This is a genomic window from Kribbella kalugense (assembly GCF_004365875.1).
Classification (GTDB): Bacteria; Actinomycetota; Actinomycetes; order Propionibacteriales; family Kribbellaceae; genus Kribbella; species Kribbella kalugense.
On sequence record NZ_SODF01000002.1, the window covers coordinates 445232 to 458514 of the forward strand.

A 13283-nucleotide genomic window follows, 5' to 3' on the forward strand; every position below is an offset into this window, starting at 1 on the left:
CGCACAACTGCATCCGCGTAACCGCATAGACTCAGGTTCCGTGGCACCGAACACGGACAAGAACAGCACCGGCGCCCGCTTGCGCGCGACACTCGCGGCGGTAGCGCCCGGCACCGAACTGCGCGAAGGCCTGGAACGAATCCTGCGCGGCCGGACCGGCGCACTGATCGTGCTCGGTCATGACAAGGCCGTGGACGCGATCGCCACCGGCGGCTTCGAGATCGATATCGAGTTCACCGCGACGGGGTTGCGTGAGCTCAGCAAGATGGACGGCGCGATCGTCCTCGACCGCGACGCGACCCGGCTGATCCAGGCCGCCGTACACCTGATGCCGGACCCGGCGATCGTCACGCAGGAGACCGGCACCCGGCACCGGACCGCCGACCGGGTCGCGCGGCAGACCGGGTTCCCGGTGATCTCGGTGTCGCAGTCGATGCACATCATCGCGCTGTACGTCGACGACCAGCGCTACGTACTCGAGGACTCCGGCGCGATCCTGTCCCGCGCCAACCAGGCTCTGGCAACCCTCGAGCGGTACAAGCTGCGCCTCGACGAGGTGTCCGGCACGCTGTCCGCCCTCGAGATCGAGGACCTGGTCACGGTTCGCGACGTGGCCGCGGTCGCGCAGCGGCTGGAGATGGTCCGCCGGATCGCCACTGAGATCGACGGGTACGTCGTCGAGCTCGGCACCGACGGCCGGCTGCTCACTCTGCAGCTGAACGAACTCGTCGCCGGAGTCGCCGGCGAACGCGAGCTCGTCGTCCGCGACTATCTCCCGCCGGCCACCGGTCGCCGAGCCAAGACGGCAGACGACGTACTGCTCGAGCTGGACGCGGTCAGCCCGACGGACCTGCTCGACATCGGCCAGGTCGCCCGCGCCCTGCAGCTCGGTGGGGCCGAGCAGCTCGACGCTGCCGTCACTCCGCGCGGCTACCGGCTGCTGGCCAAGGTGCCGCGACTGCCGGGCGCCGTGATCGATCGGTTGATCGAGCACTTCGGCCACCTACAGAAGTTGCTCGCAGCAAGCATCGACGACCTGCAGACAGTCGAGGGCGTCGGCGAGAACCGCGCCCGCACGGTCCGCGAGGGCCTGTCCCGGCTGGCCGAGTCCAGCATCCTGGAACGCTACGTCTGACCACCTGCGGTAACCAGACGCCTTCGGTTCGTGAAAGAACCGGGGGCGTCTTGCATTTCGGCGCGGATCGTCTAATACTCCACATGGAACATTTGGCGCGGAACAATCCGTCTGGAGGATCATGGCCGACCTCACCCCGCTGGCGATCTCGGTGCTGGCGTTGCTCGAGGAGAAGCCGATGCACGCCTACGAGATGTACCAACTGCTCGTCAGCCGGCACAACCACCGGATCGTCAAGGTCCGGCCCGGCTCGCTGTACCACACGGTCGAGCGGCTGGCCGGGCAGGAATTCGTGCGTGCGACCGGCACCGAGCGGGCCGGGAACCGCCCCGAGCGGACGACGTACGAGATCACCCCGGCCGGCAGCGAGGCGCTGGTCCGGCGGGTCGAGAGCGGTATCGAGACCTTCGCCTACGAGTACCCGATCTTCCCGGTGTTCCTGGCCGAGGCGCACAACCTCGACGCCGAGGACGCCGTACTGCGGTTCCGCCGCCGGATCGAGGACCTGGACTGCTGGCTGGCCGATCTGGAGAAGGCCCTCAGCGGAGCCCAGGCCCGGGACGTGCCCGAGCCGTACTGGATTGCCGGCAGCTATGTCCGCATGCAGGTCATGGCGGAACGCGACTGGCTCACCACCACCATCGAACGTATCGAGAGCAAGGACCTGGAATGGCAACCGGACAAGACACAGTGAGGCCCGAGGTGCGGCCGTGGCCGGCGTTGTGGGCGCTGGTGCTCGGCTTCTTCATGATCCTGGTCGACTCGACCATCGTCTCGGTCGCGACCCCCGCGATCCTCGAGGATCTCGGGTCCGACGTCGGCACGGTGGTCTGGGTGACCAGCGCCTACCTGCTCGCGTACGCCGTACCGCTGCTCATCACCGGACGCCTCGGCGACCGGATCGGACCCAAGAAGCTCTACCTGACCGGGCTCGCGCTATTCACACTCGCGTCGGTCTGGTGCGGGCTGACGAACTCGATCGAGATGCTGATCGTGGCCCGGGTGTTCCAGGGTCTCGGCGCCTCGATGATGACGCCGCAGACGATGGCGGTGATCACCCGGATCTTCCCGCCGAACCAGCGCGGCCGGGCGATGAGCCTGTGGGGCGCGACGGCCGGCGTGGCGACGCTGGTCGGCCCGATCCTCGGCGGTGTGCTGGTCGACGGGCTCGGCTGGCAGTGGATCTTCTTCATCAACGCGCCGATCGGCGTGATCGGGTTCGTGCTGGCGATGCGGCTGGTGCCGGACCTGCCGACGCACGAGCACAAGTTCGACCTGATCGGCGTCGTACTGAGCGCGGTCGGATTGTTCCTGCTGGTGTTCGGGATCCAGGAAGGGCAGAAGTACGACTGGGGACAGATCAAGGGCCCGATCTCGGTGTGGGGCCTGATCATCGCCGGCATCGTCGTACTCGTGGCCTTCGTGATCTGGCAGTCCCAGAACAAGGGCGAGCCGCTGCTGCCACTGGGGTTGTTCAAGGACCGCAACTTCTCGCTGGCGAACGTCGCGATCACCACCGTCGGGTTCGCGATCACCGCGATGGCGTTCCCGCTGATGCTGTACGCGCAGGCGGTCCGCGGGCTGTCGCCGACCAGGTCGGCGCTGCTGCTGGTGCCAATGGCCGTCATCTCCGGTGCGCTGGCGCCGTTCGTCGGCCGGCTGGTCGACCGGACGCCGCCGCGATTCATCGCCGGGTTCGGGCTGCTGTGCTGCGCGGTGTCGATGTTCTGGATGAGCCAGGTGATCGAGCCCGACGTGGCGATCTGGAAGCTGCTGCTGCCGATCGCGCTGCTGGGTGTCGCCAACGGCTTCATGTGGGCGCCGATCGGCACGACCGCAACCCGGAACCTGCCGATGCACCAGGCCGGGGCCGGCGCGGGCGTTTACAACACGACCCGGCAGGTCGGCGCGGTGCTCGGCAGTGCGAGCATCGCCGTACTGATGGAGTCGCGGCTGGCGCACAACCTGCCGGGGATGCCCGGCGGTGCGGCGGCTGAAGGTTTCTCGGGCGGCAAGTTGCCGGAGGCGGTGCGGCAGGGATTCAGCGACGCGATGGCGCAGGCGCTCGTGCTACCTGCTTTGGTGCTGGTGATCGGGTTGGTCGCAGCGCTGCTGTTCGTGGCGCCGTCCCACCTGCAGAAGCAGCCCGCCACTGCGGCGCAGCCGGCTGATCAGACGACCTGAAAAGCCTGTGCGCTCGACAGATGGCCGTCGTACTCGGCCTTGACGACATAGGTTCCGGGCTTGGCGACCGGTTGACCCGGTAGACAGCCAGGCCCGGACCGATGTCCGTTCCAGGGCACGGTGATCGCCGACTGCTTGCCCTTAGCAACAACCAGGGTGGCGGGCTGGATCGCCTTCGCACACTGGGTCGTGCTCCAGATCAGGTCCTTGCCCGACATCACCGTGACGGTCAGGGTGTCGGTGCCGATCGTTGCCTTGCACCCGTCACCGAGCGGGGCCAGCTGGACGACGAAGTTCAGCACGGAGCCGGAGACGATCTTCCGGTTCCCCGGCAGCGCGTCGATCCGGAGGTCCGAGCCCTTGCAGGTCAGGTCCGCGGGTGGCGTGGTCTTCGTCGGCGTCGGAGTCTTGGACGGCGTTCGAGACGGCGTCGTACTGGCGCCTGTATTGGGAGCTGTGCTCGGTCCGGTGGCCGGCGGGGCGCCGGACGGGTTCGGCTGGGGGTCCGTCGCGGCTGTGTTCCGGGCGTCGTCGCCACCGCCGGAGAAGAGCCGGGAGAGCAGGAAGACCAGCAGCACTACAACCGCGAGCACCAGTCCCCGGCGGAACCAGTACACGCTGGCGGGCAGGTGCCCGACCGGACGGAGCAGGCTGCTCATGAAGCGCACTCTAGTATCGGCCCCGTGCTGGACCACTCAGGCTCGCCGCTAGCCGCCGCTCTCCACGACCCGGTACTGCGTTGGTACGACGCCAACGCGCGAGTGCTGCCGTGGCGGGAGGCGGGTGCTGGGGCGTGGGCGGTGATGGTCAGCGAGTTCATGTTGCAGCAGACACCGGTCAATCGGGTGCTACCGGCGTACCGGAGCTGGCTGGAGCGTTGGCCGAAGCCGGTGGACCTCGCCGCAGAGGCGCCTGGTGAGGCTGTGAGGGCCTGGGACCGGCTCGGGTACCCACGGCGCGCCCTCCGGCTGCACGCGGCCGCTCAGGCGATTGTGGAGCGTCATGGCGGCGAGGTGCCGGACGACCACGCGGCACTGCTCGCACTACCCGGCGTCGGGACGTACACAGCCGCCGCGATCGCGTCGTTTGCCTTCGGCCAACGTCACGCGGTCGTCGACACCAACGTGCGCCGCGTACTCGCCCGAGCCCTGACCGGCGTAGCCCAGCCGAGCATCTCCCCCACCGCCGCCGACCAACGCCTGGCCGCGACCGCACTACCCGCCGACGAATCCACAGCCGCTCGCTGGGCAGTGGCCTCCATGGAACTAGGCGCCCTCATCTGCACCGCCCGTACGCCGCGATGCGCCGACTGCCCGATCCGCACCCAATGCGCCTGGGTCCTGGCCGGCAGCCCGCCGTACGACGGCCCGCCGCGCCGAGGCCAAACCTACGAAGGCACCGACCGCCAGACCCGCGGCCGCCTCCTCGCCGTACTCCGCGACGCCTCGGCTCCCGTCAGCAAAGCCCAACTGGACGCCTGCTGGCCCGACGCCGTCCAACGCGAACGCGCCCTGGACGGACTGGTGGCCGACGGCCTGGTCGAACCACTCAGCCGCGGGCGTTATCGGCTACCCGAATAGCAAGAGGCCGGCTCGACGACTCGAGCCGGCCTCTTAGGTCGTGCGTCAGTTCTTCTTGCCGGCGGCTTGTTCTTCGTCGTCGGCGAGCAGGTCGAGCGGCATCGCCGGCTGGCCGGACAACGTCGCCAGCATCTGGCGGACGTTGGTCAGCTGCGCGTTGATGCTGTCCCGGCGCTGCGTCGCGGCCGCGAGCTCGCGCTCGGACTCGGCACGGATCCGCTCGGACTTGTCCTTCGCGGCGGCGACGATCTCCTGGGCCTGCCGGTTCGCGTCGGCCAGCTGCTGCTGGGACAACCGCTCGGCCTCGGAACGCGACCGGTCGGCCTCCCGCTGCACCTGCGCGGCGCGGTCGGTGACGGCGGCCAGCTGCTGCTCGGCAAGCGCCGTACGGGCGGCGAACTCCTGCTCGACCTTGCCCCGGCGCTCGGCCAGGGTGGTCTCGAAGGCGGCCGCGGCCTGAGCGGACTTGGCCCGCTCCTGCTCGTACAGCGCCTGGGCCTCGCTGCGCCGCGCGGTGGCGTCGCGCTCGGCCTCGTCACGCATGTCGTCGGCCTGGGTCCGGGCCTCTTCGAGGATCCGGGCGGCCTCGGCGTCGACCTCGCTCTTCCAGTCCAGGGAGTACTGCTCGGCCTCCTTGCGGACCTTCTTCGCGTGCGCCTCACCGTCGGCGACGATCGCCTCCGCATCGGTGCGGGCGCGGGTCACCAGGTCACGGGCCTCGTCGTCGGCCAGCGACAGGATCTTCGCCACCCGCTCACCGAACTCGGTGAAGGTGGGCGCGCGGTCCTTGGAGTCCTCCTGGGCGGAGATGACGGCCGCTTCCGCCGCGTCCGTGCGGGACTGCAGCTCCTGCACATGACGCTGCAGCTGCTCTGACTGCTGCTGCAGCGCAGTCAGAGAGGTGGTCAGCTCACGGATGTGCTGGTCCACCTGGGCAGGCTCATAGCCACGCAGAACGGTACGGAACGGGGTTGGGCTTTCACTGCTCATGTTTTCCGATGCTCACTTCGATGGGTGGGTGGATCACACATTGTCACTGACAAGGATCTGACTGTCACGTCCTCATCCTGATTCCCCCGTGGAACCCTCACTGGAAGACATTCCACCACCTGGGCGGAACCCCGGTACAGCGAGTGCCTCGATCACACCCGAAAGCTGGGTGAGCTCCTTGGTGATCTCATCACGGCGCTGGTTCAACGCTGCGACCCTCGCCTCGGCGTCGGCGAGAAGTTTCCGGGCCTGGGCTCGCAGGTCGTCTGCGTGCTCACGGGCCTGCGCTTCGAGCTGCTGAGCCTCGGCGCGGGACTTGCGGATCACGTCGTGCGCCTGACGCTGCGCCTCGGACAGATCGTTGGCGGCGCGCTCCCGCAGTACCTGCGTGCTCGCCTCGGCCTCGGCCTCGCGGCGGTTGGCCCGCTCGATGATCTCGCGCGCGTCCTCCGCGGCCGAGCCCTTCAGCCGGTCGGCCCGGGCCTGTGCCTGGGCGGTGACCCGCTCGGCCTCCTGCTTGGCCGACGCCAGCGTCGCCTCGGCCTGCTCGCCGGCCGAGTACAGAGTGGTCTCGGCGAGTGCCGTCAGCTCGGCGTTCTCCTTGGCGATCGCGTCCTGGGTCTGCTTGAGCCGGCTGGTCGACCGGCCGACCACGCGGCGCAGGTGCGCGCGCTTCTGCCGGAGCAACTCGGTCGCTTCGGCGGCGGCTGTCTCGCGGATCGACTGCGCCTCGGATTCCGCGGCGCCGATCAGGTCGTCGACGGTCTTCTTGCTCCACAGCGTCTGCTTCTCGGCCTCGGCCATCGCCGCTTCGGCAACCTTGTTGGCGTCCTCGACAATTCGCTGCGCCTCGCCGCTCGCAGTACGGCGGTCTGCCTCGATCGAGTCCACGACCAGCTTGGCCTGCGCTCGCGCGTCCGCCATCAGTCGCTCGTTGCCGGCCTCGGCCTCGGCCTTCCGCTCGGCGATCTCGGCGACCGCCTCCGCGCGCAGCTTGTCGATCTCCAACGAGATCGCGGCCAGCTTGGCCCGCTCGGTTTCCTCGAGCTCCGCGGTACGGCGCTCCAGCTCGGTCCGGTTCTCGCCACGCAGCCGCTCGATCTCGGCATGCGCTTCGCCGATCTCACGCCGGGACTTCTCCCGGGCCAGCTCGACCTCGCGCTCGACCGAGGCCCGCAGCTCACTGGCCTCGGACTCGGCCCGCGCAATCAGATCGGCTTCGTTGCGTACGGCGGCCTGTGACACCAGCGCGGCCTGCTCACCGGCGTCGGCGACCAGCTGCTGCGCTTCCCTGCCGGCCCGGTCGACGTTGGCCTGCGCAGACTCGCGGGCCAACCGGGCGTCGGCGAGCAGCTCGTCGGCTTCTTCCTTGACCCGGGCGGCTTCGCTCTCGGCGACCACGATCCGGCGCTGGGCCGCGGCCTGAGACTCGGCCCGCAACTGGTCGGCCGCTGCCTGGCTCTCGATCTGCAACTGCTCGGCCGCCGCTTCCGAGTCAGCCCGACGCTTCGCGACCTCGTCGGCCACAGTGGCCCGGAGCTGCTCGGCGGCGGACTCGGACTCGGACTTCAACCGCTCCGCGATCGCGGCGGCCTCGGTCCGCACTCGCTCGGCAGCGGCGGTCGAGTCGGCCGTCAGCTTGTCGGCCGCGGCGGCGGCATCTCGTCGTACCCGCTCGGCTTCGGCGGTGGACTCGGCGCGCAGCCGGTCGGCGGCTTCCTCGGCTTCGGAGCGGACCCGCTCGGCGTCGGCGGTGGATTCGGTGCGGAGTTGCTCGGCGGCCCGCTCGGCGTCGCTCAGCACCCGCTGGGCGGCCGTCATCGCGTCCGTCCGGAGCTTGCGGGCGGCAGCCTCGGCCTCGGCCTGCAGGCGCTCGTTCTCGGCGCGGATCCGGCCGGCCTGGTCGCGGGCCACGTCGTTCTCGTGCTCGGCCTGCTCGCGCAGGGTGTCGGCAATCCGCTGCGCCCGCTCGAGCACACCGCCCGCCTGCCGCACGCCAAAGGAACCGGTGTCGGCGACCGGTTCCTGGGTCAGCGGAAGACGCGGAGCGTCCATGCGACGAGATGATTCCATCACCGGCCCCCTTTCCGACAGTCCGGGTCCGAACAGTGTGGTCACAGGGTTACAACGCGGCAGACAGGCCCAGGTAACTGCTTCATCAGCAGTTGCGCGATCTTCCCATCGAACCGAAGGCTGCCGCGAGTCGCTCCTGTATCGAACTGATCACGCTCCGCAGGACGATACGACCAATCAGTAGCCTCCGCGCAAATCAGGCGTGTCCGATCGGTACGCCGGGCCGCATCGCAGTACTCCGGCCTGGACCACTGTGCGCCGGCGAACGTGCAGAAGGCCCCGCCGAAGCGGGGCCTTCTGAGTTGCCGTGCTGATCAATCCTGCAGTCTTACGTGTCCTGCAGGCCGGAGGCCGTCCCGCCGCCGGTGGTGCCGCCGCCGGCCGTGAGGTCGGTCAGCTCCAGGTCGGAGGTCGAGGACTTCTCCGCACCGGTGAAGGTGAAGTACTCGGCCAGGCCGTCCTCGTTCACCGTGCCTTCCGGTGCGGCGTCGACCACGACGATCTGGCCGGGACGCAGCTCCCCGAACAGGATCTTCTCGGCCAGGATGTCCTCCACGTCGCGCTGCAGTGCGCGGCGCAACGGGCGGGCACCCAGGACCGGGTCGAAACCACGCTTCGCGACGAGTTCCTTCGCCGCCGGCGTGAGCTCGATGCCCATGTCCTTGTCCTTCAGCCGCTGCTCGATCTGGGCCACCATCAGGTCGACGATCTTGACGATGTCTTCCATGCCGTGCTGGTGGAACACCACGATCTCGTCGACACGGTTGAGGAACTCCGGCCGGAAGTGCTGCTTCAGCTCCTCGGTGACCTTCGACTTCATCTTCTCGTAGGAGCCGACGGTGTCGCTGGACTGCGAGAAGCCGAGGCTGCCCCGGGCGATGTCCTTGGTGCCCAGGTTCGTGGTCATGATGATGACGGTGTTCTTGAAGTCGACCACGCGGCCCTGGGCATCGGTCAGACGACCCTCGTCCAGGATCTGCAGCAGCGAGTTGAAGATGTCCGGGTGGGCCTTCTCCACCTCGTCGAACAGCACCACGCTGAACGGCTTGCGGCGCACCTTCTCGGTCAGCTGGCCACCCTCTTCGTAGCCGACGTACCCAGGAGGCGAACCGAACAGCCGGGAGGCGGTGTGCTTCTCGGAGTACTCCGACATGTCGAGGCTGATCAGCGCGTTCTCGTCGCCGAACAGGAACTCGGTCAGCGCCTTCGACAGCTCGGTCTTACCGACGCCGGACGGGCCGGCGAAGATGAACGAGCCGCTCGGGCGACGCGGGTCCTTCAGGCCGGCGCGAGTACGCCGGATCGAGCGGGACAGCGCCTTGACCGCGTCGGTCTGGCCGATGTAGCGCTTGGCCAGCTCCTTCTCCATGTCGAGCAGCCGGGAGGACTCCTCCTCGGTCAGCTTGAAGACGGGGATACCGGTCGCGGTGCTCAGCACCTCGGCGATCAGCTCCTCGTCCACCTCGGCGACGACGTCCATGTCGCCGGCCTTCCACTGCTTCTCCCGCTCGTTCTTCGCGTTGATCAGCTTCTTCTCGTCGTCGCGCAGTCGCGCGGCGCGCTCGAAGTCCTGCGCGTCGATCGCCGACTCCTTCTCCCGGCGAACCGTCGCGATCTTCTCGTCGAACTCGCGCAGGTCCGGCGGAGCCGTCATCCGGCGGATCCGCAACCGGGCCCCGGCCTCGTCGATCAGGTCGATCGCCTTGTCCGGCAGGAACCGGTCGGAGATGTACCGGTCGGCCATCTGCGCCGCGTTCACGAGTGCGGCGTCGGTGATGGTCACCCGGTGGTGCGCCTCGTACCGGTCGCGGAGGCCCTTGAGGATCTCGATCGTGTGTGCGATCGAGGGCTCGGCCACCTGGATCGGCTGGAACCGGCGCTCCAGCGCGGCGTCCTTCTCGACGTACTTGCGGTACTCGTCGAGGGTGGTGGCGCCGATGGTCTGCAGCTCACCACGGGCCAGCATCGGCTTCAGGATGCTCGCCGCGTCGATCGCGCCCTCGGCCGCGCCGGCCCCGACGAGGGTGTGGATCTCGTCGATGAACAGCACGATGTCGCCGCGGGTGCGGATCTCCTTGAGCACCTTCTTCAGGCGTTCCTCGAAATCACCGCGGTAGCGCGAACCGGCCACCAGGGCACCCAGGTCGAGGGAGTAGATCTGCTTGTCCTTCAACGTCTCCGGGACGTCACCGCGGACGATCTGCTGGGCCAGACCTTCCACGATCGCGGTCTTGCCGACGCCCGGTTCACCGATCAGGACAGGGTTGTTCTTGGTACGGCGGGACAACACCTGCATGACCCGCTCGATCTCCTTCTCGCGCCCGATCACCGGGTCGAGCTTGGCCTCACGAGCGGACTGCGTGTAGTTCCGGCCGAACTGGTCGAGCACCAGGGAGCTGCTCGGCGCCCCCTCGGCGGGGGTGCCGGCTGCCGTCGTCTCCTTGCCCTGGTAACCGCTCAGCAGCTGGATCACCTGCTGCCGGACCTTGTTCAGGTCCGCACCGAGCTTGACCAGGACCTGCGCGGCGACACCCTCACCCTCGCGGATGAGCCCGAGCAGGATGTGCTCGGTGCCGATGTAGTTGTGGCCCAGTTGCAGGGCCTCGCGCAGGGAGAGCTCCAGCACCTTCTTGGCGCGGGGGGTGAACGGGATGTGCCCGCTCGGTGCCTGCTGCCCCTGGCCGATGATCTCCTCGACCTGGGAACGAACGGCTTCGAGCGAGATACCCAGGCTCTCGAGAGCCTTGGCGGCGACCCCTTCACCCTCGTGGATCAGGCCGAGCAGGATGTGCTCGGTCCCGATGTAGTTGTGGCTGAGCATCCTGGCCTCTTCCTGAGCCAGGACGACTACCCGACGGGCGCGGTCCGTAAATCGTTCAAACATCGCCAAAGCGCTCCTTGCCTCAGAGGAGTCGGACGTGCCGTGTTGGCCGACCCCCGTACATGCATGCTAGTCCCCGGCACCGACAGCCTCGCTCTGGGCGAACAAGCCATCACGGTTCCATCGGTCACTCGGGCGGCATCACAAGGGAACAACCGCACTGATCTCCACAGTGTTCCCGCGTGACCCGGTTACGACAGCGTGTTCGCCACCAGCGAATTCCCCCGATCTACCTGCCAGGTCAGTGATCAGACCCGACACGCCCGGGATCCATCCTGTCCCACTCCGTGAAACAACCGGAATGCGGACGGTCCCGGCACCCCAATGACGGGGAGCCGGGACCGGCGGTCCGGAAAAATTACTTGGCTTCGGTGTACGCCGCGCGCACCTCGGCGGAGATCCGGCCGCGCTCGCTGACCTCGTAGCCGTTCTCCTTGGCCCAGGCCCGGATGTCCGCGGAGTCCGATGCCGAACGGCCCCGGCCCCGCGCCCGGCCCGCACTGCCGCGGCGGCCGGAGACCCGGCGCCCGGAGCCGACATAGGCGGCCAGGGCGTCACGCAGTTTGGCGGCATTCTTCTTGGACAGGTCGATCTCGTACGTCGTTCCGTCCAGCCCGAAGGTCACGGTCTCGTCGGCCTTACCGCCGTCGAGATCGTCCTCGAGAACCACCTGAACCCTTTGCGCCATCGATGACAACCTTTCCGCGCCCGCCATCGGGCACAATCCCTGCTGAATTGTTAACACCTGATTTGTACCGCACAAACCGGGTTCGTGTCATTCATCGACGCCGCACTGCCATCGTAACTTTGAGTATTCATCCCACTCGCAACCGGCTGGACCGGAATGCATTCGACCCCGGATTTGCGGAACCAGTCCGTTGTGCTATGCAACGACCTGCGAGGGGATTCGGGAATCACTCCGGCCTGAGCAACGGGAAGAGAATCGTCTCCCGGATACCGACCCCGGTGAGTAACATCACCAACCGGTCCAGGCCCATACCCATCCCGCCGGCCGGCGGCATCCCGAATTCCATCGCGCGGAGGAAGTCCTCGTCCAGGTCCATCGCTTCCGGATCGCCGGCGGCGGCCAGCAACGACTGCTCCACCAGGCGATCGCGCTGGATCACCGGGTCGTTCAGCTCCGAGTACGCGACCCCGAGCTCGACCCCGTTGACGAACAGGTCCCAGGCCTCGACCAGTCCCGGAATTTGCCGGTGCGGCTTCGCCAACGGCCGCGCCGACTCCGGATAGTCGCGCACAAACGTGGGCTGGATCAGCGTGTGCTCGGCCAGCTTCTCGAACAAGTCGACAGCGATCTCACCCGCATTCCGGCCCGGCTGCAGCTCGACGCCGTGCTGCTCGGCCAGCTTGGTCAGACTCGCAAGGTCCGTCGTCACGTCGACGGTCTCGCCGACCGCTTCGGAGAGCAGCCCGAATAGCGACGCATGCCGGAACGGCTGCTCCAGATCGATCGCCGAACCGTCGCGCGCAGTGACGGTGGTACGACCGATCGCACGGCCCGCGTTCCGGATCAGCTCCTGGATGAGTTCGGCCATCGAGTCGTAATCGCCGTACGCCTGATAGGCCTCGATCATCGAGAATTCCGCCGAGTGGGTGGAGTCCAGCCCCTCGTTACGGAACGTCCGGCCGATCTCGTAGACCCGGTCGACGCCGCCGATCATCGCTCGCTTCAGGTCGAGCTCGAGCGCGATCCGCAGCTTCATCTCCTGGTCGAACGCGTTCAGGTGCGTACTGAACGGCCGGGCCGCGGCGCCGCCGTTGGTCAGCTGCAGCACCGGCGTCTCGACCTCGATGAAGCCGTGCTCGTCGTACGTCGCGCGCAGCGCCTTCAGCACGGCTGCCTTCGCGCGGACCTGCTCGCGGGCCTCCGGCCGGACGATCAGGTCGACGTACCGCATCCGCACGCGGGCCTCTTCGCTGAGCGGATTGTGCTCGTTCGGGAGCGGGCGCAGCGTCTTGGCGGCCATCTCCCACCCGGTCGCCTGCACCGACAGCTCACCGCGCCGGCTGGTGATCACCTCACCCTGGACGGACAGCAGGTCGCCGATGTCGACGAGTTGCTTGAACCGGGCCAGGCCCTCCTCGCCGAGGTCGGCCACCGACGCCATCACCTGCAGCTCGGTCCCGTCGCCCTCCCGGAGCCGGACGAAGCACAGCTTGCCGGTGTTGCGCAGGAAGATCACCCGGCCGGTCACCGAGACCTGCTCGCCGGTCCGGGTGTCGGGCTCCAGGTCCTGCCCGTCGTACTTCGCCCGCAGGTCCTTCAGCAGGTGCGTCCGGGGCACCGAGATCGGGTACGCCGGTACGCCTTCCGCCAGCAGGCGGTCACGCTTCTCCCGGCGAACCCGCATCTGCTCAGGCAGGTCGTCCTGCCCGTTGTCGGGGTTCACCGGGTTCACGTGGTCATCAGTCATGCCCT

10 protein-coding genes are annotated in these 13283 nt (G+C 68.2%); 4 read left to right on the forward strand and 6 right to left on the reverse strand.

The genetic code is table 11. From position 1 onward, the window contains the following. The first annotated feature begins 40 nt into the window (after nt 1-40). The 3 genes from disA to EV650_RS19765 all read left to right on the forward strand — a co-directional run bounded on the left by disA (nt 41) and on the right by EV650_RS19765 (nt 3319). Entirely contained in the window at nt 41-1135 is a 1095-nt protein-coding gene (gene disA / locus EV650_RS19755) for a DNA integrity scanning diadenylate cyclase DisA (protein ID WP_202874770.1), read from the forward strand. Between the two features lie 121 nt (nt 1136-1256). Further along, on the forward strand, nt 1257-1829 hold the full coding sequence (locus EV650_RS19760) for a PadR family transcriptional regulator (RefSeq protein WP_134120523.1): 573 nt from the start codon (nt 1257-1259) through the stop codon (nt 1827-1829). Further along, nucleotides 1805-3319, forward strand: a complete 1515-nt coding sequence (locus EV650_RS19765) for a DHA2 family efflux MFS transporter permease subunit (RefSeq protein ID WP_134120524.1) — start codon at nt 1805-1807, stop codon at nt 3317-3319. Before EV650_RS19760 ends, EV650_RS19765 begins: the two co-directional genes overlap by 25 nt. Here EV650_RS19765 and EV650_RS19770 read toward each other — a convergent pair. After that, complete coding sequence (locus tag EV650_RS19770; RefSeq protein ID WP_134120525.1) at nt 3307-3978, reverse strand: hypothetical protein; 672 nt, start codon at nt 3976-3978, stop codon at nt 3307-3309. The two genes, EV650_RS19765 and EV650_RS19770, sit on opposite strands and share 13 nt — an antisense overlap. A gap of 24 nt (nt 3979-4002) precedes the next feature. Between EV650_RS19770 and EV650_RS19775 the strand changes: the two genes are divergently transcribed. Then, on the forward strand, nt 4003-4899 hold the full coding sequence (locus EV650_RS19775; RefSeq protein WP_305000024.1) for an HhH-GPD family protein: 897 nt from the start codon (nt 4003-4005) through the stop codon (nt 4897-4899). A 45-nt stretch (nt 4900-4944) separates the two neighbouring features. Here the strand turns inward: EV650_RS19775 and EV650_RS41430 are convergent, their stop codons facing one another. From EV650_RS41430 to lysS, 5 genes are all read right to left on the reverse strand, one after another. Beyond that, nucleotides 4945-5889, reverse strand: coding sequence for a DivIVA domain-containing protein (locus EV650_RS41430; RefSeq protein WP_134120527.1), 945 nt, complete (start codon nt 5887-5889; stop codon nt 4945-4947). Between the two features lie 72 nt (nt 5890-5961). After that, a complete protein-coding gene (locus tag EV650_RS19785) occupies nt 5962-7944 on the reverse strand; it encodes a kinetoplast-associated-like protein (protein ID WP_134120528.1) in 1983 nt (660 codons plus the stop codon). Between the two features lie 346 nt (nt 7945-8290). Continuing rightward, nucleotides 8291-10846 carry an ATP-dependent Clp protease ATP-binding subunit gene (locus EV650_RS19790; RefSeq protein WP_134120529.1) on the reverse strand — a complete coding sequence of 852 codons (2556 nt, stop codon included), beginning with the start codon at nt 10844-10846 and terminating at the stop codon, nt 8291-8293. Nucleotides 10847-11201: 355 nt separating this feature from the next. Then, entirely contained in the window at nt 11202-11531 is a 330-nt protein-coding gene (locus tag EV650_RS19795) for a histone-like nucleoid-structuring protein Lsr2 (protein ID WP_134120530.1), read from the reverse strand. 226 nt (nt 11532-11757) lie between these two features. Then, complete coding sequence (gene lysS, locus EV650_RS19800) at nt 11758-13278, reverse strand: lysine--tRNA ligase (RefSeq protein WP_134120531.1); 1521 nt, start codon at nt 13276-13278, stop codon at nt 11758-11760. Nucleotides 13279-13283 lie beyond the last annotated feature (5 nt).

What these genes read in the sequence shown, in the direction of transcription:
- EV650_RS19760 (WP_134120523.1), top strand. Translation starts at nt 1,257, where the DNA reads ATGGCCGACCTCACCCCGCTGGCGATCTCGGTGCTGGCGTTGCTCGAG.
- EV650_RS19765 (WP_134120524.1), top strand. Translation starts at nt 1,805, where the DNA reads ATGGCAACCGGACAAGACACAGTGAGGCCCGAGGTGCGGCCGTGGCCG.
- EV650_RS19770 (WP_134120525.1), bottom strand. Translation starts at nt 3,978, where the DNA reads ATGAGCAGCCTGCTCCGTCCGGTCGGGCACCTGCCCGCCAGCGTGTAC.
- EV650_RS41430 (WP_134120527.1), bottom strand. Translation starts at nt 5,889, where the DNA reads ATGAGCAGTGAAAGCCCAACCCCGTTCCGTACCGTTCTGCGTGGCTAT.
- EV650_RS19785 (WP_134120528.1), bottom strand. Translation starts at nt 7,944, where the DNA reads ATGGACGCTCCGCGTCTTCCGCTGACCCAGGAACCGGTCGCCGACACC.
- EV650_RS19790 (WP_134120529.1), bottom strand. Translation starts at nt 10,846, where the DNA reads ATGTTTGAACGATTTACGGACCGCGCCCGTCGGGTAGTCGTCCTGGCT.
- EV650_RS19795 (WP_134120530.1), bottom strand. Translation starts at nt 11,531, where the DNA reads ATGGCGCAAAGGGTTCAGGTGGTTCTCGAGGACGATCTCGACGGCGGT.
- lysS (WP_134120531.1), bottom strand. Translation starts at nt 13,278, where the DNA reads ATGACTGATGACCACGTGAACCCGGTGAACCCCGACAACGGGCAGGAC.